At 70.5% G+C, this 24,375-nt stretch carries 20 protein-coding genes and 1 riboswitch; of the genes, 10 read left to right on the forward strand and 10 right to left on the reverse strand.

Features of this window, described 5'->3' with window-relative positions; genetic code table 11:
• Positions 1–30: 30 nt before the first annotated feature.
• Complete coding sequence (locus QSK05_RS26055; protein WP_285599963.1) at positions 31–630, reverse strand: TetR/AcrR family transcriptional regulator; 600 nt, start codon at positions 628–630, stop codon at positions 31–33.
• Positions 631–711: 81 nt separating this feature from the next.
• Between QSK05_RS26055 and QSK05_RS26060 the strand changes: the two genes are divergently transcribed.
• A complete protein-coding gene (locus QSK05_RS26060; protein WP_285599964.1) occupies positions 712–1,728 on the forward strand; it encodes a zinc-dependent alcohol dehydrogenase in 1,017 nt (338 codons plus the stop codon).
• Positions 1,728–2,627: an alpha/beta hydrolase gene (locus tag QSK05_RS26065; protein ID WP_285599965.1), complete on the forward strand. Its 900-nt coding sequence runs from the start codon at positions 1,728–1,730 to the stop codon at positions 2,625–2,627. The genes QSK05_RS26060 and QSK05_RS26065 overlap by 1 nt, the downstream gene beginning before the upstream one ends.
• A gap of 11 nt (positions 2,628–2,638) precedes the next feature.
• Here the strand turns inward: QSK05_RS26065 and aroA are convergent, their stop codons facing one another.
• Positions 2,639–3,880 (reverse strand): 3-phosphoshikimate 1-carboxyvinyltransferase, encoded by a 1,242-nt coding sequence (gene aroA, locus QSK05_RS26070; RefSeq protein ID WP_285599966.1) that lies wholly within the window; start codon positions 3,878–3,880, stop codon positions 2,639–2,641.
• Between the two features lie 52 nt (positions 3,881–3,932).
• Positions 3,933–5,015: a M20 family metallopeptidase gene (locus tag QSK05_RS26075; RefSeq protein WP_285599967.1), complete on the reverse strand. Its 1,083-nt coding sequence runs from the start codon at positions 5,013–5,015 to the stop codon at positions 3,933–3,935.
• A gap of 154 nt (positions 5,016–5,169) precedes the next feature.
• Here QSK05_RS26075 and QSK05_RS26080 point away from each other — a divergent pair, with 154 nt between their 5' ends.
• The 3 genes from QSK05_RS26080 (at position 5,170) to QSK05_RS26090 (ending at position 7,820) form a co-directional block, all read left to right on the forward strand.
• Positions 5,170–5,868 (forward strand): FadR/GntR family transcriptional regulator, encoded by a 699-nt coding sequence (locus QSK05_RS26080; RefSeq protein ID WP_285599968.1) that lies wholly within the window; start codon positions 5,170–5,172, stop codon positions 5,866–5,868.
• An 83-nt stretch (positions 5,869–5,951) separates the two neighbouring features.
• Positions 5,952–6,716 carry a dienelactone hydrolase family protein gene (locus tag QSK05_RS26085; protein ID WP_285599969.1) on the forward strand — a complete coding sequence of 255 codons (765 nt, stop codon included), beginning with the start codon at positions 5,952–5,954 and terminating at the stop codon, positions 6,714–6,716.
• 39 nt (positions 6,717–6,755) lie between these two features.
• Positions 6,756–7,820, forward strand: a complete 1,065-nt coding sequence (locus QSK05_RS26090) for a J domain-containing protein (RefSeq protein WP_285599970.1) — start codon at positions 6,756–6,758, stop codon at positions 7,818–7,820.
• Between the two features lie 32 nt (positions 7,821–7,852).
• On the opposite strand, the gene QSK05_RS26095 is transcribed toward QSK05_RS26090, so the two are convergent.
• From QSK05_RS26095 to ald, 6 genes are all read right to left on the reverse strand, one after another.
• Entirely contained in the window at positions 7,853–9,613 is a 1,761-nt protein-coding gene (locus QSK05_RS26095; protein WP_285599971.1) for an ABC transporter permease subunit, read from the reverse strand.
• A 241-nt stretch (positions 9,614–9,854) separates the two neighbouring features.
• A complete protein-coding gene (locus QSK05_RS26100) occupies positions 9,855–11,432 on the reverse strand; it encodes an ABC transporter substrate-binding protein (protein WP_285599972.1) in 1,578 nt (525 codons plus the stop codon).
• Positions 11,423–11,623, reverse strand: a riboswitch (cobalamin riboswitch). It overlaps the preceding gene by 10 nt.
• A gap of 1 nt (position 11,624) precedes the next feature.
• Positions 11,625–13,181 (reverse strand): dihydrolipoamide acetyltransferase family protein, encoded by a 1,557-nt coding sequence (locus tag QSK05_RS26105; RefSeq protein WP_285599973.1) that lies wholly within the window; start codon positions 13,179–13,181, stop codon positions 11,625–11,627.
• Positions 13,174–14,211: an alpha-ketoacid dehydrogenase subunit beta gene (locus QSK05_RS26110; protein ID WP_285599974.1), complete on the reverse strand. Its 1,038-nt coding sequence runs from the start codon at positions 14,209–14,211 to the stop codon at positions 13,174–13,176. The genes QSK05_RS26105 and QSK05_RS26110 overlap by 8 nt, the downstream gene beginning before the upstream one ends.
• On the reverse strand, positions 14,208–15,326 hold the full coding sequence (locus QSK05_RS26115) for a thiamine pyrophosphate-dependent enzyme (RefSeq protein ID WP_285599975.1): 1,119 nt from the start codon (positions 15,324–15,326) through the stop codon (positions 14,208–14,210). Before QSK05_RS26115 ends, QSK05_RS26110 begins: the two co-directional genes overlap by 4 nt.
• A 175-nt stretch (positions 15,327–15,501) precedes the next feature.
• Complete coding sequence (ald, locus tag QSK05_RS26120; RefSeq protein WP_285599976.1) at positions 15,502–16,617, reverse strand: alanine dehydrogenase; 1,116 nt, start codon at positions 16,615–16,617, stop codon at positions 15,502–15,504.
• A gap of 150 nt (positions 16,618–16,767) precedes the next feature.
• On the opposite strand from ald, the gene QSK05_RS26125 reads away from it, so the two are divergent.
• From QSK05_RS26125 to QSK05_RS26145, 5 genes are all read left to right on the forward strand, one after another.
• Positions 16,768–17,253 (forward strand): Lrp/AsnC family transcriptional regulator, encoded by a 486-nt coding sequence (locus QSK05_RS26125; RefSeq protein WP_285599977.1) that lies wholly within the window; start codon positions 16,768–16,770, stop codon positions 17,251–17,253.
• A 53-nt stretch (positions 17,254–17,306) separates the two neighbouring features.
• Positions 17,307–18,395, forward strand: a complete 1,089-nt coding sequence (locus tag QSK05_RS26130; RefSeq protein WP_285599978.1) for a sensor histidine kinase — start codon at positions 17,307–17,309, stop codon at positions 18,393–18,395.
• 11 nt (positions 18,396–18,406) lie between these two features.
• Positions 18,407–19,063, forward strand: coding sequence for a response regulator (locus QSK05_RS26135; RefSeq protein WP_285599979.1), 657 nt, complete (start codon positions 18,407–18,409; stop codon positions 19,061–19,063).
• A 245-nt stretch (positions 19,064–19,308) separates the two neighbouring features.
• On the forward strand, positions 19,309–20,529 hold the full coding sequence (locus QSK05_RS26140) for a glycosyltransferase 87 family protein (RefSeq protein WP_285599980.1): 1,221 nt from the start codon (positions 19,309–19,311) through the stop codon (positions 20,527–20,529).
• The gene (locus tag QSK05_RS26145) at positions 20,526–22,658 is read left to right on the forward strand and encodes a methyl-accepting chemotaxis protein (protein ID WP_285599981.1); all 2,133 of its coding nucleotides are present in this window, start codon (positions 20,526–20,528) and stop codon (positions 22,656–22,658) included. Before QSK05_RS26140 ends, QSK05_RS26145 begins: the two co-directional genes overlap by 4 nt.
• A 202-nt stretch (positions 22,659–22,860) precedes the next feature.
• Here the strand turns inward: QSK05_RS26145 and QSK05_RS26150 are convergent, their stop codons facing one another.
• Positions 22,861–24,375: an MFS transporter gene (locus tag QSK05_RS26150; RefSeq protein WP_285599982.1), complete on the reverse strand. Its 1,515-nt coding sequence runs from the start codon at positions 24,373–24,375 to the stop codon at positions 22,861–22,863.

The following is a 24,375-nucleotide window of genomic DNA, read 5'->3' on the forward strand; positions in this document are numbered from 1 at the left end:
TAGTGACAGGCTAAATGATGGACGAGAGGGTCAGGTCCCGAGGAATCCCGGCCCCAGGGCGGTGACCAGAGGACGCAGCCGGTCGGCGACGTAGGCGTCGAGGTCGCCGGGTGGGTCGGTGTGGGTGGCCCATTCCTGGGTGGCGCGGGCCGCCACCGCCATCAGGGCGTGGGTCAGGTCGCTGATCAGGGTGGCGCCGGCGTGCGGGGCGCGCTCGAGCACGAACGTGACGATCTCGCCGGCGAGATCGGTGGTGCTCAGAGTGGTGTAGGCCCGCAGCTCCTCGGAGCTCTCCATGATGCGCAGGCGGCGGGTGAACTGCTCCTGTTCGTCCGCCCGGTACTGGGCGAGGACACAGATCGAGCCGGCCACGACGTCCACCATCGACCCCGGCGGCTCATCGGCCAGATACGCGCGCAGGCGGGTAGCGCGGTCGTCGAACTCCTGCCAGAGCAGGTCCCGCTTGGCCGGGAAGTAGGAGAAGAGGGTGGTGCGGCTGATGCCGGCGGCCCGGGCGATCCCGGCCAGCGAGGTCTGGTCGTAGCCGTGCTCCTCGAACAGGGTCAGGGCCAGGGCCCGGATCTGGGCGTGGGTCGTCTGCCGGGGCCGGCCCGGTGGGCGTGAGCTCACGGATCATCCTCCCACGGGGTTTCCGAACACTGTTAGGTTATTGCCTGGCATCTGTATTCTCCCCGAGAGAGGGAAGCCCTCATGAGGTCCATCCGCGTCACCGGCCCGGGTACGAACGAGTTCGTCGAGATCGACCGGCCGCCGGTCGGCCCCCACGACGTTCTGCTGCGGATCCGGGCGTGCGGCATCTGTGGATCCGACGCCCTGTACTCCCAGGTCGGGGGCATTCCCCCGCGACAGGGAGCGACCCCGCTGGGCCACGAACCGGCGGCCGAGGTGGTCGAGGTGGGCGAGCAGGCCGAGGGGGTGCGGGTCGGCGACCACGTCGTCATCGACACCATGGCGTTCACCGACGGGCTGCTCGGCTCCGGTGGCGCCCAGGGGGCCCTGTCGGAGTTCGTCGTGGTCCGCGACCACGTGCCGGGCCGGCAGCTGAGGGTCATCCCGCCGGAGATCCCGTGGACGGTGGCGGCCCTGAACGAGCCCATGGCGGTGGCGCACCATGCCGTCAACCGTTCCGGCGCGAAGCCCGGGGACAAGGCCGTCGTGTTCGGCGCCGGGCCGATCGGGCTCGGGGCCGCGATCAGTCTGCTGTCCCAGGGCGTGGCCCACCTGGTGGTGGTGGACATTCAGCCCTCCCGGCTCGAGATCGCCCGGCAGATCGGGGCGCACGAGGTGATCAACTCGGCCGAGGACGACGTGGTGCAGCGCCTGATCGAGCTGCACGGCCCGGCCACCGACGGCCTGGGCCGACCCGGTTTCGCCGGGACAGACGTCTACATCGACGCCGCCGGGGTCGGGGCTGTCGTCCAGACGGTGCTCAAGGTCGCAAAACACCGCGCCGTGCTGACCATCCCGGCGGTGCACAAGAAGCCGGTGGAGGTGGACTTCGGGGCGATCCTGGGCGCGGAGCTCGACATCCGCACCGCGATGGGCTACCCGAGCGAGATCTTCGAGGTGACGGACGCGATCATCGCCAACGTGGAGAAGTACGAGAAGATCATCAGCCACACCTTCCCGTTCGGCCAGGCCCTGGAGGCCCTCGAGCTGGCCCGCACACCCGGGGCGGCGGACAAGGTCGTGGTGACCTTCGACTGATGCCGTTCCTGACGAATCCCACGGTGGCCCGGGCGATCACGGGTCTGCTGTCGCGAGGGCCGGGCCCCCGCGTGCCCGCCGAGATCGCCTTCGCGGAGATCCCGGCCACGACCGAGAGCACCCGGATCCCGACCCGGCACGGCGAGATCGGTGCCACCGTCTATCACCCGCCCACCGGTGTGGCGGGCGCTCCGGTCTACCTGAACTTTCACGGTGGCGGGTTCGTCATCCGTCATCCCGAGCAGGACGACGCGCTGTGCCGCTACCTCGCCGCGAAAGCCGGTGTGGTGGTGCTGAACGTCGACTACGACGTGGCACCCCGTCACCCCTTCCCTATCCCCGTCGAGCAGGGCTACGACGCGGCGGTCTGGGCAGCCGACGAGGGCCGCCCGTGGGACGGCACCCACCTCGTGGTGGGCGGCCAGAGTGCGGGCGGCGCGATCGCCGCCGCCATCGCCCGGCAGGCCCTGGACCAGCACGGCCCTGACATCCAGCTGCAGGTGCTGCACTATCCGCCCCTCGATCTCGCCACCCCCGGCGAGCAGAAGCGGGCGGCCGGCAAGAGCATCATCTCGATCCCGATGACCCACCTGTTCGACACCGCCTACATTCCCGACCCCCAGGCCAGGCATCACCCCCTGGCCTCCCCGGCCTGGGGCGGCAACGCCGAATGCATCGAGGGCATCGCCCCGGCCCTCGTGGTGAGCTGCGAGTACGACCGCCTGCACGACGAGAGCGTCCGGTACGCGGAAAGTCTCCGGGCGGCAGGGGCTCTCGTCGAGCATCTCGACCTGCTCGGGGTCGACCACGGCTACAACCTCATGGGCGCACCCCGGGAGCTCGTCGAGCGGGTCTACGCGACGATCGCCGATCGGGTCCGGGAGACGACAGGCCCGTGACGATCGCGTGATCAGGCCGGGCTGCGCAGCTCGTCGACCAGCGCCGCGAGGGCCGGGTGGAACTGCGGGAAGGTCTTTTTCACGCAACCGGGGTCGTCCAGCGTGATGCCCGGGGTGCGGAGGCCGGTGACGCTGAACGCCATCGCGATGCGGTGGTCGCCGTAACAGGTGATCTGCGCCGGTACGGGCTCGCCGGGCCAGATCTCGATCCAGTCGCGGCCGGTCTCCACCTGGATCCCCAGCGCCCGCAGGTTGGTGGCGCAGGCCTCCAGCCGGTCGCACTCCTTCACCCGGGTGTTGTACACGTCGATGATGCGGGTGGGCCCGTCCGCGAACGGGGCGATCGCGGCGAGGGTCGGCATCGTGTCGGAGATGTCGCGCATGTTCACGGTGATGCCGTGAAGCTGCCCGTTGCCGGTGACCGTGGTCGCGTGCTCGTCCTTGCTCACCGTCGCGCCCATCCGGGCCAGCACGTCCACGAAGCCCAGATCTCCCTGCAACGAAGAAGAACCCAGGCGCGGCACCGTGATGGTCTCGCCGAGCAGTGCGGCGGTGGCGAAGAAGTAACTCGCGGACGAGGCGTCGGGTTCGATCGGGTAGGTCCGCGCGATGTACGGTTGCGGGGCAACGCGGTAGGACCGGTTGCTGACCTCGACGGTGACCCCGAAGGATGCCATCATCGCGATGGTCATCTCCACGTAGGGCACGGAGACCAGATCGGTGACGTCAATCTGCAGGCCGTCTTTCGTGAGCGGGGCCAGCAGCAGCAATGCGGTGAGGAACTGCGAGGAGGTGCCCGCGTCCAGGGTGAGGTGGCCGCCCGGGATGCCCGAGGTGGTGAGGGTGAACGGATGGTGATCCGGCTCGCCGTGGAAATCGAGGCTCACGCCCAGCTGCTGCAGGGCTTTCGTCAGCGGGGCCATCGGCCTGCGGCGCATCTGTTCGGACGCGTCGAATTCCACCGTGCCCTTCCCGCACGCTGCGAGCGCCGGCAGGAAACGTGCCGTCGTCGCTCCGTCGCGGCAGAACACCGAGGCGCCGTCGGCACCGGGCCACTGCGGCTGTCCGGTGATCGTCCACGCCTGGGGTGTGAGATCGACCTGGTAGCCCAGTCGTTGCAGCCCTTCGGTGAACGCCTCGGTGTCGTCGGAACGCAGCGGCGCGACGAGGGTGGTGGGCCCGGCGGCGGCCGCGGCCAGGAACAGGGCTCGGGCGGTGATGGACTTCGAGCCGGGAATCTCTACGTGAACCACGGCGACACAGTAGTACGCCGCACCTGAGAGTGACTTGTTCGCAGTGGTCTTTTCAGGCTGAGATCAGATGGTGGACGAGGTGGGCGGCCAGGCGCGCACGGTCGGGCATCGTGGCGGCCACCAGGTACTCGTGGTCGGCGTGGGCCCCGCCGCCGACGGCGCCGAGGCCGTCGAGGGTGGGTACGCCGATCGCGGCGGTCAGGTTGCCGTCGCTGCCCCCGCCCACCGCAACGGCTTTCAGGGCGGGGTCGAACGTCTGGGCGACGGCGAAGAGGTCGGCGGACAGGTCGGGGGTCATCGGTGGGCGGTGAATTCCCCCGCTCACACTGAGCGTCGCACCGGCGAGGTGCGGGACCAAACCAACTACGGCGTCTTCAATTCTGGCTCTTTCGGTGGCCGACTCGACCCGCACGTCCACCGTGATCGTCGCCTGGGCGGGCACGACGTTGCTGGCGGTGCCGGCCGTGCTCATGCTCGGCACCACCGAGGTGCCGAGCTCGGGGTCGGCCAGGGCGGCGATCGCGAGGACCTGGTGGGAGGCCTCGACCAGGGCGTTGATGCCCTTCTCGGGCTCCAGGCCGGCGTGCGCGGCGCGGCCGGTGATGGTGATGCGGAAGGTGCCGCAGCCCTTCCGGGCGGTCTTCAGGGCGCCACCGTCGCCGGATCCTTCGAAAACCAGCACAGCGCCGCACTGCTGGGCCAGTTCCTCGATGAGGGGGCGGGACACCCGGGAGCCGACCTCCTCGTCGCAGGTCACCAGGATCTCCACGCCGGTGAGGTCGTCGAGGAGGGTCAGGCCGTGAACGGCCTGGACCAGGCCGCCGAGCATGTCGAACACGCCTGGCCCGTAGACATGTCCGTCGGTCACGGCAAAGGGACGCCGGTGCAGGGTCCCGATCGGGAAGACGGTGTCGTGGTGGCCCAGGATCAGGACGCGGGGCTCACCGCCGCCGCTCCAGCGCACGTGCGGGCCGACGGGGCTCTCGACCAGAGTGGCCTTGCCGCCCAGCCGCGTCTCCAGCAGCGCGGCGACCGCCTGGGCCGAGGCATGGAGAGCGGTCAGGTCCCCGGACGGGGACTCCACCTCGATCAGCGTGCGCAGGTCGTCGAGCATGGTCGTCAGCTCCGGGGTCATGTGATCAAGGGTAGGGTTTCGCGCCGCAAATCGGCGATGAAATGCCCTGGACGGACATTGCTCCCGGTAGTCGTCTGATTGCCGAGGGTTCCAGTGTCACGGTAGGTCTGATGCGATGTGCGCTGAGTGCCCGATCTGCCACTAGCGTGGGCGCATGTCCGAGAATGGCCCTCGTCCGCTGGAGTACGAGCGGGTGGCCGGCGAGCTGCGGCGGATGATCGTCGAGGGAGACCTACGGCCCGGCGACCGCCTGCCCCCGGAGGGTGAACTCACGGCGCGGATGCGGGTCAGCCGCGGCACCTTGCGCGAGGCGCTGCGGGTGCTGTCGGCGCAGAAGATGCTGACCAGTGTGCGCGGCGTCAATGGTGGCACCTTCATCGCCGAGCCGTCACCCGACGACGTCGCGGACTATCTGCAGACAGCGCTCACGCTGCTGTCGCGCAGTCGCATCACCGTCGGTCAGCTGCTGGAAATGCGCTCTCAGCTAGAGGTTCCGGCGGCCGAGCTGGCGGCCCGGCGGCGTAGCGACGACGACCTGTGGCGGCTCGAGGCGACCATGACCGGGCCCGAGGCCGACCGGGGCCACGATCACGGCGAGTTCCACATCCTGCTGTTGCGGGCGGCGGGCAATCCGGTGCTCGACATGACGGCCCGGCCGGTGTTCGCCGTGCTGCGCGACCGGTTCGGGCGCGAGCAGAACGGTCCGGAGTTCTGGGACCAGGTCGCCGCCGACCACACCGAGATCCTTCAGCATGTGCGCGATCGCAACAGCCGGGCCGCGAGCCGCGCGATGCGGGGTCATCTGGCTGCCCTGCGGGAGGTCTACACCCGCATCGACGTGAACCGGCTCTGAACCGGCTCGGCGAGCGGTGAGACCCGGCCTGCGAATAGGTTGAGCGGGCAACCACCTGTCCTTCGAGATCTGGGAGACCGAGAGTGACCGACTTTTCCCCCGTGCATCGTGACCTGATCGACCGTGTGCCGCTCTCACCGGACGCGCGGATCGAGGAAGAGGTCGTGGTCTACGACCACAACGGCGTCACACTCGAGGGTTTCGTGGTGTTCGACGCCGCGCTGACCGGGCCCCGCCCGGCCGTGGTCGTGGTGCACGACTGGACCGGCCTGCGCGAGTACCCCAAGGCCCGCGCCCACATGCTGGCCCGGTTGGGTTACTTCGTCTTCTGCGCGGACATCTACGGTCAGGGCCGCCGGTTCGAGGCGGTGGAAGACTGTCAGACAGAGGCGGGCAAGTATTACGGCGACCTGCCGTTGCTGCGGGCCCGGGTGGGTGCTGCCTACGACCGGGTGGTGCTCGACGAGCGCTCCGACAACGCCCGCATCGCCGTGATCGGCTACTGCTTCGGGGGTAGCGCGGCGCTGGAGTTCGCCCGCGCCGGTGCCCCGGTGGCCGCGACGGTCTCGTTCCACGGGGGTCTGGTGGTGCACGAGCCGGCCGACGTCGACAAGATCACCGGGCCGTTGCTGGTGCTCACCGGTGGCTCCGACCCGGTGGTGCCCGACGAGACCCTGGTCGCGTTCGAGAACGAGCTGCGCACCCGGGACGACCTGGACTGGACCGTGACCACCTACGCCGGGGCCCCGCACGCATTCACGCTGCCCGGCACCCCGCCGTACCGGGAACTCGCCGACCGGCGCAGCTGGCGGGCCATGCTCGACCTGTTCTCGGAGACCTTGAGCTAAGTATCCGCGGCGCGGTGCCCGGTGCGGGACAATCGCCCGGTGAACGCCGTCCGCTTCCACGACCTCGCCGGTCGCAGCGCCTACGAGGTGCTGGGGGTGGCCGAGACCGCCGGGCCGGACGAGATCAACAAGGGCTACCGGCAGCGCATGCGCGAGCTGCACCCGGACCGCCGGCCGGAGCGCGGTGATGACCCTGGCGCGGAGGACGAGACCCACCAGGTCACCACCGCTCACCGCTGGCTCCTCCGGCACCGGGCCGCCTACGACGCGTTCGTGCTGACCCGGCGCCAGGCCGACCCGTACTGGGGGCGGTTCTCGGGGCGGCCCGACGGGGCGCCGCGCACCTCGGCCCTGAGAAGCTCGGCCCTGAGAAGCTCGGCTCCGAGAAGTCCAGCCCTGGGAAGTCCAGCCCTGCGAAGTACGGCCCTGAGAAGCTCGGCGAGCGAGCGTATGGCTGAGCGGGCGGCGGAGTGGGCCGAGCGGCAGCGTCGTGAGCAGTGGGACGGCCGGGATCGGGATACCGCGCTGTGGCAGTCCGGAGGTGACACCGGGCCTCTGGACGCCCGTCGCGCGGAGGTGGCCAAACGCCGCCGGCAGCGGCAGGAGGCCGAGGAAAAACGCCGAACCCGGCCCGAGCCGGCGTCCGGCAGTGGGCTCTCGGGCCCTGGCCCAGCACCCCCCACCCCTGTTCGTGATCAGGCAAACATTCCCCGGGAAAGTTTGCCTGATCACGAACAAAAGGGTGGGCCAAGGGCTCGCCCCGATGCCCGGACGACCCCGCCTACCTCGTCCACCCCGCACACCTCGTCCGTACCCTTCATCGATCCTCACCGGGCGGGTACCGGTCCACGGGTCTCGTCGCCGCGGGTTCCTCGGCGACGGCGGCGTATTCGCCTGCCGCGCCTAGGATTACCGCGGCTTCCCCGTCTGGGCGTACCACGCAGGCCTCGGCTGGGTCTGCCCGGGTTGCCGTCGCTGGGTCTGCCCCGGGTGAGGGTCTTACCGAGGCGCCGGGCGGCTTCGGCGCCAGACCTGGGTGTGGTGGTGCTGGCCGTGGTCTTCGTGGTGCTCGGGTTTCTCGTGGCGGTGCGGGTGCCGTTCTGATCAGTGCTGATCACGGCTGATTCACGGCTGATTCACGGCTGGGCAGAACGGGCACTGCTGGTGGTGAGCACGGCCAGGATGACGAGGATCCCGGCCGGTCCGAGCACGAGCCAGGGCGCGGTCTCCAGGTAGCCGACACCGGCGGCGAGCATGGCGCCCAGTTCCGGGCGGTCGGGGTCGGCACCCAGCCCGAGGAAGCTCAGGCCGGCGATGCCGAGGGCCGCGGCGGGCAGGCGCACCAGGGCGTGACGTACCAGCGGTCCGAGCACGGCGGGCAGTACGTGCACCCGCAGCAGCCGCCCGGGACCGGCACCCGTCAGGACCGCGGCCCGCACGTATCCGGCCGACCGGGCCTCGCAGGCCAGGGTGCGGGCGTGCACGGCCAGCGGGATCCAGGCCACGAGCAGCACCGCCAGGCAGGCCCCGCGCAGACCCGGGCCGAGCGCGGCCGCGACCAGCAGCCCGGCCAGGTTCGACGGCACGGTGGCCAGTACGTCGAGAGCGCCCGGGGTGGAACCCGGCCCGGCCAGACCGGCCGACGTCCCGACCAGCACCCCGATCACCAGCGCGAACAGCGTGATCCCGGCCGCCAGCGACACCGTGAGCAGGGTGCCGTGAGCGAGACGGCCCCACTGGTCGTGTCCCACGGCGTCCGCGCCCAGGGGATGGGCGAGGCTCGGTGAGGCCAGGCGCAGGGAGAGATCGGTCGCGGTGCCGTTGCGGAACCAGCCGACCGACAGCACCACCAGCGCCAAGGTGAGGACGAGGACCCAGGCGGGGCGTCGTCCGTCATTCTGGGTGCCCAGGTGGGTGGGCTCGCCGGCGGCGCGCTCGGCGTCGGGCACCGCGAGCACCCGGTGCACCGCGGCGGCCATCGCCGCCGCGACCAGACCGACCACGACGAACCCGGCCAGCACCGCCTGCACCACGGGCAGGTCTTCGGCCAGCACCGCGTCGAGGGCGAGCGTGCCCGCACCCGGGATCGAGAAGACCCTCTCCACCGCGACCGACGAGCCGACGATCGACATGCCGACCACCACGGCCTGCGGTGCCCCCACCGCGACCACCCGGCGCACCACCGCGCGGCGCAGAGGACGCAGGTCCAGACCGGACGCCCGCCACGCCCGCACCCACGGTTCGGTCAGGGTCTGCTCGGCACTGGCCGAGAGCATCCGGGCCAGCAACCCTCCCGCCGGAAGACCCAGCGAGAGCCCCGGCAGGACGGCGCTCGCCGGTCCGTTCCAGCCGAAGACCGGCAGTACCCGCCAGGTCACGGCGAACAGCAGCACTGCGGTGACCGCGACCACGACCTCGGGAAGCGCCGCGAGCGCGGCCGGTACCGGCCCGGACAGCAGGTCCGGACGGCGGGAGCGGGGTTTCGGGCCGGACCGGGCGCCCTGCCGGATCACCGGGGTGAGCAGCAGCCCGGCCACGGCGACCGCGATCACCCCGGCGGTGCCGGCCAGGGTCAGCGACGTGCCCAGCGCCGGGCCGACCAGCTCGCCGACCGGCCGGCGGCTCACCCAGCTGGTGCCCAGATCGCCCCGGAGGGCGCCGGACAGCCAGGTGAGAACCCCGGAGACGGGGGACGAGGGAAGGTCCAGTTCCCGGCGCAGAGCCTCGACCGCGGCCGGGTCGTCACCCCGTGCGGTGAAGCGCACCCGCAGCACGGTCCGGGCCGGGTCTTCACCCCGCAGCCAGGGCAACGCGGCGACCACGACCAGCAGGAGCAGGACCGTGGCGAGCGTGCCGGTGATCGAGCGCAGCCCGGACGGCGCTGATCCGCGGCTCATCTCGCGATCCCGGCGATTCCCGTGATCCCCGCGAGGTGAAGAGCGCGAGTGCGAGAACGGTGGAGCCCGACCTCGTTCGTGATCATGCAGACTCTCCCCGGCCGGGTGCTGAGGGATGGCCCGATCACGAACGAGGTGGTGGGGCGGGCGTGGTCGGCCACCGGGCCCGGCCCGCCGCATCGCGGGGCCTCTGGAGTGGGCAGGAGCGGGGACACGACGGGTACGTTCACGGCGCGGGGGATCAGTGGCGGATCGTGGTCTTCGCGGTGATCACCGCGCGCTCCCAGGGGTCACCGGCCAGGCCGGAGACCCCGTCGGCCAGGCCGAACTGGGTGCGGTCGTGGACCAGGGGGATGACGGCGACGGCGGACAGCACCACGTGCTCGGCGGCGACCGCGGCCTGGTTGCGGGCGTTCACATCGGTCTGCGGGGCGGCCTTCGCCAGGTCCGCGTCGAGAGACCGGTCGCAGAACCGGCTGATGTTGTAGCCGCCGTCGCAGCCGAAGTCGGCCTGCAGGTAGCTGATCGGGTCGGCGGTGTCCTGCCCGTACGAGCGGCTCATGATCACGGCGTCGTAGGTGCCGGCCAGGAGGTCGCTCTCCATCTGGTTGTACTCCTGCACCACCGTCTTGACGTCGAACCCGGCCTTGCGCCACCGGTCGGCGACGACGGTGGCGATCTCGGCCAGTTCCGGGCGGTCGGAGAACGTGGCCAGCGTGATCTTCTGCCTCTGCGGGGTCGCGGCCTTCGGGTAGTCCGGGGTCGGGCGCTCGTCGGCCCAGGTGGACACGGACGAGAACAGCCCCTTCGCCGGGTCGGCGGCACCGGCGTAGATGGTGCCGGCCAGGTCCAGACCGTCCGGACCGTCGAGACCGTCCGGACCGTCCGGACTGTCGAAGGCCTCGCGGGCGGCCTCGCGCTGGGCCGGGTCCTTGAACACCGTCGAGCTCTGCGTCAGGTGCAGCGACACGGTGCGCGGCAGCGGGACGGCCAGCACGTGGTCGGTGCCGATCTGCTCCAGCTGGTCGGCCGGGACGGCCTGGGCCACGTCGGTCTGACCGGCTCGCAGCGCGGACGCGCGCTGGTCGCCGTCCGCCACGAAGCTCAGCTCGATGCCGGCCAGGGCCGGGGTGCCGCCCCAGTAGCTCTTGTTCGCGGTGAGGTCGGCCGAGGTGGTGCCGTTGAGCTGGGTGATCGTGTAGGGACCGGTGCCGGTGCCGACCACGGACGGCGAGGCCGGGTCGGCGTAAGCCTTCTCCGAGAGGATCGCCAGCTCCGGCGAGGTCAGCCGCTGGATCAGCACCGGGTCTGCGGTGCGGGTGACGATCCGGACCACGCTGTCGCCGTCGGCGGTCACGGTCAGGTCGGTGCCCGACAGCGACCGCGGCGCCGGGTCGGCCTCGGTGGCGTGGGTCAGCGAGTCGGCCACGGCCTGGGCGTCCATGGCGGTGCCGTCCTGGAACGTCACGTCCGGGCGCAGCGTGAGCTCCCAGGTCTGGGGGTCGGTCTGCTCCCAGCCCGTGGCCAGCGACGCCTCGGGACGGCCGGAGGCGTCGAGCTGGGCCAGGGTCTGCGTGGCGCCGACGCCGTAACTGGTCACCGCGTCGTCGCTGTACGGCGAGAGCGCCGCGACCGGCGTGAACGCATAGGCGTACCGCAGGATCTGGGGACCGTCGCTACCGGCAGCACCGGAATCGCTGCCGCAGGCGGCCAGCGGGAGCAGGGGGAGGACGAACGCCGCAGCGATCGCCGGGATCTTCAGAAAACGCGCAGGGCCCATGGAACAGACCGCCTCCAGCACCTCGTGGTTGCGAAACAAGTGCCGTGGCCGGTCTCCTGGCTCTCGGGTCAAGCGCTGCCGGCGAACCTTCCCAGGCGGTCCCGTCATGACGGTCCCGCCCAGTGGCGCCCGATGCGGACTGTGCGAGCCGGCAGCTTCCCGATCACAGTGGCGAGGGCCGCTCCGGTATCACACCGGAATTCCCGAACACCACGACGTTGTCACGCTACCTCAGAGATCACCCAGCGCTGCCACCGGCCTCTCGACGCAGTCGGCGACGAACCGCAGGAACCCGCCCGCCACCGCGCCGTCACACACCCGGTGATCGAAACTCAGCGTCAGCTGCGTGACCTGTCGCACCACCACCTGACCAGCTACGGCCCAGGGTCGCTCGATGATTCTCCCGATCCCGAGGATCGCCGCCTCGGGGTGATGGATGATCGCCGCAGCGCCGTCGGTGCCGAACACCCCGTAGTTGTTGACCGTGAACGTCCCGCCGGTCAGATCACCCGGCGTGAGTGCACTCTCCCGGGCCCGGCCCGTCATCGCGCTGATCGCGCCCGCCAGCCGTCGCGTGCTGAGCAGATCCGCGTCTTTGATCACCGGCACCACCAGGCCACGATCGGTCTGCGCCGCGAACCCCAGGTGCACAGCCCGATGCCGGTGGATCTCCCCACCCTCGACCGTCGCGTTCAGCTCCGGATACCGCCGCAACCCCGCCACGCCGAAACGGGCGAGCAGCGCGACGATGCTGACAGGGGTGCCCGGGGGTGAACCGGGGGGTGCGCTGTTGAGCACGGCCCGGGCCTCGAGCAGCCCGGTCGCGTCGGCATCGACCCAGAGGGTGGCCTCAGGAATCTCCCGGCGCGATCGAGAGAGTTTCTCGGCAGCCACCCGCCGTATCCCGGTCAGGGGGACCCGCTCGAACCCGCGGTCGGGGGGCCATGCTGAGGCGGGGAGGGATGGAGGCGGCGGAGACGCTGCGGTCCGGAAGCTTTCGGAGGAAACCGTTCCTGAGGACGTGGTCTCGGGGAGCGTGGGCGCAGGAGGCGTCGGCCCGGGACGCCGTTCAGGCTGGGAGCGGGCCGCCTGCTCGACGTCGGCCCGCAGGATCAGACCGCCAGGGCCGCTGCCGGTCACCTGGCGCAGATCGAGACCGGATTCACGGGCCAGGCGCCGCACCAGCGGAGAGATGACGCGCAGGGCGTGGGTTTCCGTGCCCGGCGGAAGAACACGGGGAGTCGGTGCGACGGCGCCAGCGTCTGGTGTGGCAGCGTCAACTCCGGGTGTAACGGCATCAGTTTCTGGGACGAGGGCCGGGGCGCCCGGCCGGCGCAGGGGCCGACGGCGCCGGGGTGTGGGGGCACCGGCTGATGATGTGCCGTAGCCGACCAGAACGTTTCCGCTGCCTGCGTTCTCACCTCTGCCGGTGGTCTCACTGCTGCCTGCGGATTCACTGCGGCCGGCGCCTTCCTCGCTCTTTTCGTCGAAGCCCGGTGGGGCGACCTCCACCCCCGGCTCTCGCAGACCGCCGAAGGAGGTCTCCCAGCGACGGGTCTCGGCGATGGTGATCAGAGGTGTGCCCACGGCCAGGACATCACCCGGTTCGGCGTGCAGCACGGTGACGACACCGGCGAACGGGACCGGGACCTCGACCGAGGCCTTGGCGGTCTCGACCTCGACGACGGGCTGGTCGACCGTCACCTCGTCACCGACATCCACCAGCCAGGTCATGATCTCGGCCTCGGTCAGGCCCTCACCCAGGTCGGGCAGGAGGAAATCAGCCATGATGGGGCTCGCCCTCCCACTGCAGCCGGCTGACCGCGTCGAGGATGCGTTCGGCGTCGGGCAGGTGATGATGCTCGAGTTGGGGCGGGGGATAGGGAATGTCGTATCCGGTGACCCGCAGGATCGGGGCTGCGAGGGAATGGAAGCACTGCTCGGTGAGGCGCGCGGCCACCTCGGCGCCGTATCCGCAGAACCCCGCGGCCTCGTGTACGACCACGGCCCGGCCGGTGCGCCGCACGCTGGCCGTGACGGTCTCGTCGTCGAACGGGCTCAGACTGCGCAGGTCCACCACCTCCAGGTCGTACCCCTCGTCGCGGCCGATCCGGGCGGCCTCCAGTGCGGTCTCCACCGTGCCGCCGTACGTGATCACCGTGACGTCACGGCCCGGCTGCACCACGCGCGCCTGGTGCAGCTCCGGTCCGTCTACCGCGCGATCTATCGGTTCCTTGGTCCAGTAGCGGCGTTTGGGCTCCAGGAAGATCACCGGATCGGGGCTGTCGACGGCCTGGCGCAGCAGACGGTACCCGTCGGAGGGTGTGGCGCACGTGACCACGCGCAGCCCGGCGGTGTGCGTGTAATAGACCTCGGAGGAGTCGCAGTGATGCTCCACCCCGCCGATGCCACCCCCGTACGGAATACGCACCACGATCGGTAACCCGACGCGTCCGCGGGTGCGGTTGTGCATCTTGGCCAGATGGCTGGTGATCTGCTCGAAGGCCGGGTAGGCGAAGGCGTCGAACTGCATCTCCACCACCGGGCGCAACCCGTTCATCGCCATGCCGATCGCAGTGCCGACGATGCCGGACTCGGCCAGCGGCGAGTCCCAGACCCGGTCGGGCCCGAACCGCGCGGCCAGGCCGTCGGTCACCCGGAACACCCCGCCCAGCGGCCCGACGTCTTCCCCGAACACGACCACCCGATCGTCGGCATCCAGCGCGTCACCGAGTGCCTGGTTCAGTGCCCCGGCGAGCGAGACCGGCTGATGCACCGATGATTCCACCTGACCTGCGCGCTCCGTCACCGTACTCACCGGATTCCCCTCCCGCCGGGTTCATGTCCGTCCATCGTGGCCCTTCCCCCTACCGGAAGGTCCAGCGCGTCCGCGCGCTGCCGGGCCAGCGCGGCTGTCGGCCGCGCGTAGACGTACTCGAACAGATCCGACGGTGAGACCGGTGCATCGGTGCCCATCCGCGTCCTCACTCCGGCAGCCAGACCCTCAGCCTCGGCGTCGAACCCGGTTGCATCGAAATCCCCGGACGAAGAGAGAAAGACGGCGAGCCGCCGGACCGGGTCGCGCTCCAGCCAGCCGGCCACCTCGTCGTCCTGCCGGTATCGCGAGGCGTCGTCGGCATTGGTGTGCGCCTCGATCCGGTAGGTGAGCGCCTCGATCAGCGTGGGACCACCTCCGGCGGCAGCGGAGGCGATCGCCGAGGAGACCGTCGCATACACGGCCGCCGCATCGTTCCCGTCGATCTGCTCCGATCGAATGCCATAGCCAATACCCTTGTGGGCCAGGGAAGGAGCCGCCGTCTGCCGGTGAAGCGGCACGCTGATCGCATACCCGTTGTTCTGCACCACGAACACCACGGGCGCCTTCCACACGGCCGCGAAGTTCAGTGCCTCGTGGGTGTCTCCCTCGCTGGTGGCCCCGTCGCCCAGCAGCACCACCGCGACCGCGTCCTCACCCCGCAACCGGGCCGCGTGTGCCACCCCGACCGCGTGCAGCGTGTTCGTCGCCAGAGGGGTGCACTGCGGCGCGACCCGGTGCTCGTAGGGGTCGTACCCGCAGTGCCAGTCCCCCCGGAAGCTGACCAGCACGTCGACCGGATCGACCCCGCGGGTGACCACCGCGACGCAGTCGCGGTAGGTCGGGAACAGCCAGTCCTGCGGGCGCAACGCCAGCGCCGTACCGGTCTGGCAGGCCTCCTGGCCCCGCGAGGAGGGATACACCGCGAGGCGTCCCTGCCTCGTCAGCGCCGTGACCTGGGCGTCGAAGCGGCGGCCCACGACCATCGCCCGGTAGAGCGCGACCAGCGTGTCGTGATCGGGCAGTTCGTACGTGCCGTCACCGGTCGCGACACCGGCGGCATCGATGAGCCGCACCGGCCCCTCCGACGGCAACAGGCCCAGCCAACCCTCAGTCACCCGGTTCCACCTTCACCCTTGAATGCGGACGCGAAATACTGACCGTACGGTCATTAATCCTTGCCTGCGGGTGGCGGTGCGTCAATGGTGGACGCGCACGGGCTCGCGTCGGTGGGGTGGGCAGCGACGCACGAGAGGCCCGCCGGATGATTCCGGCGGGCCTCTCGTGAATGGATCAGGCCAGGAGAGAAGCCGTCTCGGTGTACTCCAGGCCGTGGGCCAGGGCGACGGGGGCGTAGGTCACCTTGCCGTCGTGCGTGTTCAGCCCACGGGCCAGCGCCTGGTCGGCGGCCAGTGCGTCCTTCCAGCCCCGGTCGGCGAGCGCGACCGCATAGGGCAGGGTGACGTTGGTGAGGGCTCGGGTGGAGGTGCTGGCCACCGCGCCGGGCATGTTGGCCACGCAGTAGAAGATCGTGTCGTGGACCGCGTAGGTCGGCTCGGCGTGCGTGGTGGGACGTGAGTCCTCGAAGCATCCGCCCTGGTCGATGGAGATGTCGACGAGCACGGCGCCCGGCTTCATCCGGCGCACCAGGTCGTTGGAGATCAGGGTGGGGGCCTTCGCACCGGGCACCAGCACGGCGCCGATCACCAGGTCGGCCTGCAGCGCGGCCTGCTCGATCTCGAAGGCCGAGGAGGCGATGGTCTGCACGCGGCCGCCGAAGACCTGGTCGGCGGCGCGCAGCCGGTCCACGTTGAGGTCGAGCAGCTGCACGTCGGCGCCCATCCCGGCGGCGATCGTGGCGGCGTTCATCCCGGAGATGCCCGCGCCGATCACGACCACGCGGGCCGGGCGCACCCCGGGCACGCCGCCGAGCAGTACGCCCCGGCCACCTTCCGAGCGCATCAGCTGGTGGGCGCCGGCCTGCGGGGCCAGTCGGCCCGCGACCTCGCTCATCGGGGCCAGCAGGGGTAGCGCGCCGGCGTCGGTCTGCACGGTCTCGTAGGCCACGGCGGTGGTGCCGGCGGCGAGCAGGGCGTCGGTGCAGGAGCGGGACGCGGCCAGGTGCAGGTAGGTGAACAGGGTCTGGCCGGCCCGCAGCCGGGCGTACTCGGCCTCCACCGGCTCCTTCACCTTGAGCACGAGTTCCGCGGAGCTCCAGACCTCCTCGGCGGTGTCGAGGATCTTGGCCCCGGCCGCCTCGTAGTCGGTGTCCGGCAGGGCCGAGCCGATGCCGGCGCCGCGCTCGATGACCACGTCGTGCCCGCGCAGCGTCAGCTCGCGGACGCCGGCGGGGGTGATGGCCACGCGGTACTCGTGGTTCTTGATCTCCTGGGGGACACCGACCAGCATGCTGCGCTCCTCGTCACGAAGGGGCCTCTCCGGCCACGTGACGGCAGAGTGCGTGATGATTCCGTTTCCAGGTTGTTTCGTCGAAGATTATTCGATTCTCAGCGGTTAATCTGTTGATGAATTCGTATCGGCCCAGGTGGAAGGCTTGCCATGGCGAATAATCGTCGATCCGGTCACGGGCCGGCCGAACTCGACGAGATCGACCGCCAGATCCTCGCCGAACTCGTCGCGGACGCCCGTCTGCCGAACAACGCGCTGGCCGCCCGGGTCGGGGTCGCGCCGTCCACGTGCCTGTTGAGGGTGCGCCGGCTTCAGGAGGCCGGGGTGATCCGGGGGTTTCGGGCCGAGCTGTCGCCCGAGGCCCTGGGGCGTTCGCTGCAGGCGCTGGTGGCGGTACGCCTGACCACCCCCTCCCGCCACCGCATCGGGGCCTTCGCCCAGGAGATGGCGGCGCTCGACGGCGTCCTCAATGTGTTCTTCCTCGGTGGGGCCAACGACTTCCAGATTCATATCGCGGTCGAGTCGCCGGATGCTCTGCGCGATTTCGTGGTGCGGAACCTGAGTGCGCGGCGGGAGGTGGGTTTCACCGAGACCAACGTGATCTTCGAGCACCTGGTGGCGGGCGTCAGCCCGTAGGCGTAAGCCCGGGGGCCGATGCGCTCGCGGCGGTGCCTGGCTACCGTGGCGGCATGGACCTCTTCCTCCCGCGGAGATCCCCTGGGGTCCCGCCGCGGGTGATCGGGCTGCTCGTGGTCGGATCGGCGGTGTTCTGGCTGGGTAACGACCTGGACGCGATCGTGACCGTCGCGGTCTTTGTGCCGCTGCTCGTGCTGCGCGGTCCGGTGGTGAGCCTGATCGCGGTCCTGCTGGTGGCGTCACTCCTGGCCCCTTTGCCCCAGTACGACACCGCGATCATGATCGGGATGCTGGCGGAGTACCTGGCGGTGGCGCTGCTGGCCCTGCGCCGGCCGTGGCCGGTCTCCCTGCCTCTCGCCGTTGTGGTGGCGGTCGGTCAGCAACTGGTCGGGTTCGCGTTCGTGCAACAGTTCGCCGGGTCCGGCAGCCTTCTGCTGATCATGGTCACCGTGTGGACGCTCGCGAACTCGGCGGGCGCGGCGCGGCGACGGGCCGAGGTGGCCCGGGTCCGGGAGACCGAGCAGGCGATCGAGGCCGAGCGTCTGCGGATCGCCCGGGAGATGCACGACCTGATCGCCCACAGCCTCGGGGTCATCGCGATCCAGGCCGGGGTGGGGGCCCGGGTGATCGGGAGCCGGCCCGACGAGGCGGCCAAGGCGCTGAGAGCCATCGAGAACACGAGCCGGCAGACGCTCTCCGAGCTGCGGCGCACCCTGACTGCCCTGCGCCGCGCCGATCCCGAGGGCGTGCCCGGCGAACCGCTGCCCGGACTGGGCGATCTGGAGCGGGTCGTGTCCACCGCCGGATTGTCCGGGGTGGCGGTCGAGGTGGAGCGACTGGGCTCGGTGCGGGAACTTCCTGCCGACGTCGAACTCTCGGCCTACCGGATCGTCCAGGAGTCGGTCACCAACGTGGTGCGCCATGCCGGGACGCCGCACTGCCTGGTGCGTCTGGACTACCGGAGCGCCGAACTGTCGGTGGAGGTCCTGGATTCGGGACGCGGCCCGGCCGGTTCGTCGGAGGGCGGCTACGGGCTGATCGGGATGCGGGAACGGGCTACGCTGCTGGGCGGATCGTTCGACGTCGGGGCCCGGGCCGATGGCGGGTTCCGGGTGGCGGCCCGGCTTCCGGTTCCGGGGTGAGGAGAGGGCTTGTGACGATTTCGGTGGTGCTGGCCGACGACCAGCCGCTGATCCGGGCCGGCCTGCGGGTCCTGCTCACCGACACCGGCGATCTGAGGGTGGTGGGGGAGGCGGGGGACGGGTTCGAGGCGGTGTTGCTGGCTGCCTCGCTGCGGCCCGATGTGGTGGTCATGGACCTGCGGATGCCCGGGCTGGAGGGTATCGAGGCCACCCGGCGCATCACGGCGCACGACCCCGGGGTGCGGGTACTGGTCCTGACGACGTTCGACGACGACGAGTCGCTCTACGGGGCCCTGCAGGCCGGGGCCAGTGGATTTCTGGTCAAAGACGTTGCCCTGGAAGACATGCTGTCGGCGATCCGGGTGGTCGCGGCCGGTGACGCGCTGATCGCGCCCCGGCTGACCCGGCGGCTGATGAACGCCCTGACCGGCCGGGTCGCCCGGCCCACGGCCCGGGGGAGCCTGTCGGTCGTCACCGATCGGGAACGGGAGGTGCTCACCCTGGTCGGACGGGGGTTGTCGAATGCCGAGATCGGCGCCGAACTGGTCATCAGTGCGGCCACGGCCAAGGCCCACGTCTCCCGGCTGCTGACGAAACTTGATGCCCGCGATCGGGTTCAGCTGGTGATCCAGGCCTACGAGTTCGGTCTGGTGAAACCCACCCGCTGAACGGTCAGGCCATCAGGGCCAACGTCCCGCCGGGATGCCCGGTCATCGGGAGCCCGAGCGCGGCCGGGGTCTCGTAGGTCACCGGCTCCAGCACCTCGGGATCAGCGAAAGCCGTTGCCGCTCAGCTGCGATGCGTGACCGTTCCGGGTCGTCCGGACCGGACCCGGAGCCTACGCCCAGGGGATGGCAGCGGTGTGGCCCGTGGGCCGATGTGGCGGGGCGGGGCCGACGGCCACGGTGGGGTCATGTCTGGAACGCAGATCTTGAGGACGCGGGTGGGCGTCCTGACGTTGCCGGTACGACTCTCATGGAGAGACCCCGGATGGTGGCTCACGGCACAGATACTCGTGGTCACTGTCTTCTCGTTGTTCTGGAACCCCTTGGACTTCTCCATCTATCGTCTGGGTGGCTCGGCCGTCCGGTCGGGGACCGACCTGTATCTCGAACGCCAGGCCGGGCTGTTCTTCACCTACACACCCTTCGCAGCACTGAGTTTCACGCCTCTCTCCTGGATCCCGCTGGTCCCGTCCCGGTTGCTCTGGGAGCTGGCCACGGTCGCGGCGTTCGCCCTCGCCTGCCGCGAGATGCTGCTGCTGGCCAGGCTCTCGCGGCTGCGACCGGGCTGGGTGGTCGTCGGCGGGCTGATGCTCGAACCGGTCTGGCACACTCTGTTCCTCGGCCAGATCAACGTGTTCCTGCTGGCCCTGGTGCTGTTCGACGTGCGCCGGGTGGCCGGGGGGACCGGTCTGGGGGTGGGCGTCGGGATCGGCGTGGCCGCCGCGATCAAGCTGACGCCGGGAATCTTCATCGTGCTGCTGCTGTGCGCCGGGAAGGTCCGGGCCGCGGTGACCGCGGCTGTCACCTTCGTCGCGTGCACCGGGCTCGGGGTCGTCGCTGCTCCCGGTGCCTCCCGGCTGTACTGGAGCAAGGTCTTCTTCGACACCTCCCGGGTCGGGGCGTCTTACATCAGCAACCAGTCCCCGTTCGGGGCGCTGGTCCGGCTGCTCGGAGGCCGCGAGAACGTCGGCAGCTGGTACCTCGTCGTCCCGCTGGTGCTGCTGACCTACGGGCTCGTCCTCGCCACCCGCCGGGCCCGCAGCGGTGACTGGGCCGCCGCGGTGGCCGTGGGCGGTCTGACCAGCCTGGTGGTCTCGCCGATCTCGTGGAGCCACCACTGGGTGTGGGCCCTGCCGGCGCTGGTCGTGCTGGTGCGGGACGGGCGCCACCGGGTGGCTCTGGCCGCGGGTGCGGTACTGGCGCTGTCGCCGATGTGGTGGTTACCCCGTGACCTGCCGGTGGACTGGCTGACGGCGAACGCCTACCTGGTCATGGGCCTGGCTCTGCTCGGTCTGCTGGGGGTTTCGGGTGAGCGCGCTGGCGATGTGTTGCCGTTGCGCCGATCGGGGACGATTGTCCGCTCCGGGACCTTCAGTCGGCGCTGCTTCGAGCCGAAGAGCGGGGTGTGACAAGATTGCCGCGCACCGTGACCCTGCGGGTCACCCTGTTGTTGCTGGGTGTCGGAAGCATTGTGCTGACGGCCGGAGTACTGGGAGGGGTCGCTGCCTGGCAGAGCGGTGTCTTCAGCAGCAAGGCCGACGAGACCATCGCCGACCAGCGCGACAGTGAGCTCGACAGCCTCACGTCCCAGGTCTATCAGCTGGTCAACAATGCGGGTGCGGCCACCCAGGACCGGGTCAACCGGGCCAACACCGTGGCCCTGGCCGATCTCGCCGAGAAGGGTGGGCTCGAGCTCGGCGACTCGACGGTGACGTGGAACGCGGTCAACCAGGTGAGCCAGAAGGCCGGCACGGTCCAGCTGCCGCGGGTGAACGTCGACGGCACCTGGCTGGGGCAGAACCGGGACGTGAAGAAGGCCACTCCGGTCGTCGACACCCTCGCGGCGAAGGTCGGCGGCCGGGTCACGATCTTCCAGCGGATGAACAAGGCCGGTGACCTGCTCCGGGTCGCGACGAATGTGCCCAACGCGGAGGGGAAACGGGCCATCGGCACGTACATCCCGTCGGTGGGCGCCGACGGCAAACCGAACGCCGTGGTCGCGGCCATCACGGCGGGCAAGTCCTACCGCGGCGTGGCCCAGGTGGTCGGTACCTGGTACGTCACGGCGTACGACCCACTGAAGGACGCGAACGGTGACGTGGTCGGGGCGGTCTTCTTCGGTGTCCCGCAGGCCGACGCGATCAAGGAACTGACCGAGAGTATCGCGGCCACGAAGATCGGCCAGCACGGTGGTGTCTCGATCTTCAGCAACGAAACTGCCGACCGGGGAAGGGTCATCGCATCGGGCCTGCCGGCCCCGGCCGGTGACAAGCCGCTCGAGGCCGTGGACGCCTCCGGAACCGCCTACGTCCAGCAGATCGTCGATGCCGCGGCCCAACTCGAGGACGGCCAGGTATGGACGGGGGAGTACAAACTGCCGGGCCGGGACGATGCCGCGGCGGCCGACAGTACGATGCGGGTGATGTACTACTCGCCCTACAAGTGGGCCATCGCGGTGCAGACGTACAACCCCGACTATGCCGCTGCCAGTAACGCTCTGAGCGACGGCCGCAGCAGCATGCTGATGATCCTGGCCCTGGCGGCCGGGCTGCTGACCGTGATCGGTGGTGGCCTGGCCTGGTACTGGGCGCGACGTACGGTGCTGCGGCTGGACACCCTCACCGGGGCCCTTGACAAGGTGGCCCACCGTGACCTGAACGTGCAGGTCACCGAGGGAACGGACGAGATCGGCAAGATGAGTGCGGCGCTCAACACCGCGGTCGGCGAGATCCGTTCCCTGCTCTCGGACATGGCCCGCACGGCCACCGGGGTGGCCCGGGCCGCCGGGCAGGTCTCGAGCGTGGGGGATGAGGTGGCCGGGGCCGCCGACGCGGTCGCCGCCCGCACCACCCACGTGGCGACCGAGGCCGACGACGTGGCCCGCACGATGGCCACGATGGAGACCGGGTCCAACGAGATGTCCTCCGCCATCGGCGAGATCGCGCGCAACGCCACCCAGGCCGCATCCGTGGCGCAGGAGACGGTGCAGCGCACCGAACAGGCCCGGGCCGTGATCAACCGGCTGGGCAACTCCAGCGCCCAGATCGTCGACGTGGTGGAGGTGATCAACGCGATCGCCGGGCAGACCAACCTGCTGGCGCTCAACGCGACGATCGAAGCGGCCCGGGCCGGTGAGGTCGGCAAGGGCTTCGCCGTGGTCGCCAACGAGGTCAAGGAACTGGCGCGCCAGACGGCCGAGGCCACCGTCGACGTGACCACGCGCGTCAATGCGATCAAGACTGACACGGACGACGCGGTGGCGGCGATCGTGGCCATCGGTGAAGCGATCGAGCGGGTCAGCAGTTTCCAGGACGCCATCGCCGGCGCCGTGGAGGAGCAGAGCTCGGTGACCTCGGAGATGAGCCGGGCCGTGCAGCTGGTCACCGCGGGCGGGACCCAGATCAGTGCCGGTATCGGCGAGGTCAAGAACACCGTCGCGAGCACTCTGACGGCGGTGGGCAGTTCGCGTGAGGCGGCCCGCACGCTGGACGAGAACGCGCGGGAACTCACCCGTCTGGTGGAGCGCTTCGCCCGCTGACTTTCCAGCAGAGCACGTGGTGGATTCGTGGCTCGGCCACTGATCTCCCGGAGGGCCCGCGTGCGGGACGAGATCATCGCCAAGGTCCCCACTTCTTCGTGATCATACAAAACCTCCCCAGCGTTCTAGAACTCTCGGTCTCGCAGTTCTAGAACTCCGGGGAGGTTTTGCATGATCACGGAAGGGTTGGAGGGGGTTGGGGTCAGCTCGCCGCGGTGGCGGGTTCGAGGGTGGGCTGCGGTTCCGGGGCGGCTTCGCGGCGCAGCAGCAGGAACACGATCACCGAGCCGAGCAGACCCACCAGGCCGGCGATCAGGAAGGCGCCGTGCAGGCCCGCGGCGAAGGCCTCGTGGATGGCGGTCTCGAGCTGCCCCCGGACGTTCTCCGGGGCCGCCTGCAGGACGGCCTGGGTCTGGCCGCCGGACACGGCCGAGGCCAGCCCGTCGGCACCGGGGACGTCGTGCGAGGCCAGGGTGTCGGCGGCGCGGGAGGTGAAGACCGACCCGAGGATCGCCACCCCGAAGGCCAGGCCCAGCTGGCGGGCGGTGTTGAGCACGCCCGAGGCCATGCCGCTGCGCTGCACCGGAACGGCGGAGAGGGCCGCGGCGGTGAGCGGAGGTGTGGCCAGGCCGACGCCGAGACCGACGACGAGCAGGCCCGCGAGCAGGGCGGTCCACGACGACTGCGGGTGCACGAAGAGCATGAGCAGGGTGCCGCACCCGATCAGGAACAGTCCGGCGCCGATCGGCCGGGCCACCGGAACACCGTGCATTCTGCGGCTGAGACCGCCGGCCACGACGAACGCCACGGCCGACATGGGCAGCAGCACCAGGCCGGTCTTGAGCGGGCTGAGGCCGACGACCGACTGCAGCCAGATCGAGATCAGGGCGCTGGAGCCGAAAGCGGTGGAGGAGAGCACCGCTGCGGCCAGCACGGCACCGGTGAAGACCGGGCTGCGCAGCAGGGCCAGGTCGATGAGCGGGTTGGCGGTGCGGCGCTGCAGCACCACGAACACGGCCAGGGCGAGCACCCCGAGCACGGCCGTGACGATCGGCGTGGTGGCCGTCCAGCCCTCCTCGCCGGCCTCGATGATCGCGTAGGTGATCAGGCTGGCGGCCGCGGTGAAGGTGATCATGCCGGGTACGTCGAGACGCACGCGGCGGCGCTCGGCGTCCTGGAACACGATCAGCGACAGCGCGATGGCCAGGATCGAGACCGGGAGGTTGACCCAGAACGCCCAGCGCCAGGACAGCAGGTCGGTGAGCACGCCACCGATGACCGAGCCGACACCGGCGGAGGCCCCGGCCACGGCGCCCCAGATGCCGTAGGCGGTGCCCCGGTCGCGCCCGGAGTACGACACGTTGATCAGGGCCACGGTGGTGGCGAACATCGCGGCGCCGCCGATGCCCTGCACGGCCCGGCCGATGATGAGCACGGTGATGTCTTGCGACAGGCCGCAGGCGACCGAGGCGGCCGCGAAGACCGTCAGGCCGGTCAGGTACACCCGGCGGCGGCCGAGCGCATCGGCCAGGGCCCCGGCGCCGAGCATGAGCGCGGCCAGACTCAGGGCGTAGATGTCGATGACCCACTGCACCTGGCTGAAACTCGCGTCCAGGTCGCGGGTGACGTCGGGCAGGGCGACGTTCACGATCGTGACGTCGATGAGCAACATAAAGGTGCCCAGGCAGACCGCCAGTAGCGGGGTCCACTTACGCAT

The sequence above is a fragment of the Kineosporia sp. NBRC 101731 genome, assembly GCF_030269305.1.
Classification (GTDB): Bacteria; Actinomycetota; Actinomycetes; order Actinomycetales; family Kineosporiaceae; genus Kineosporia.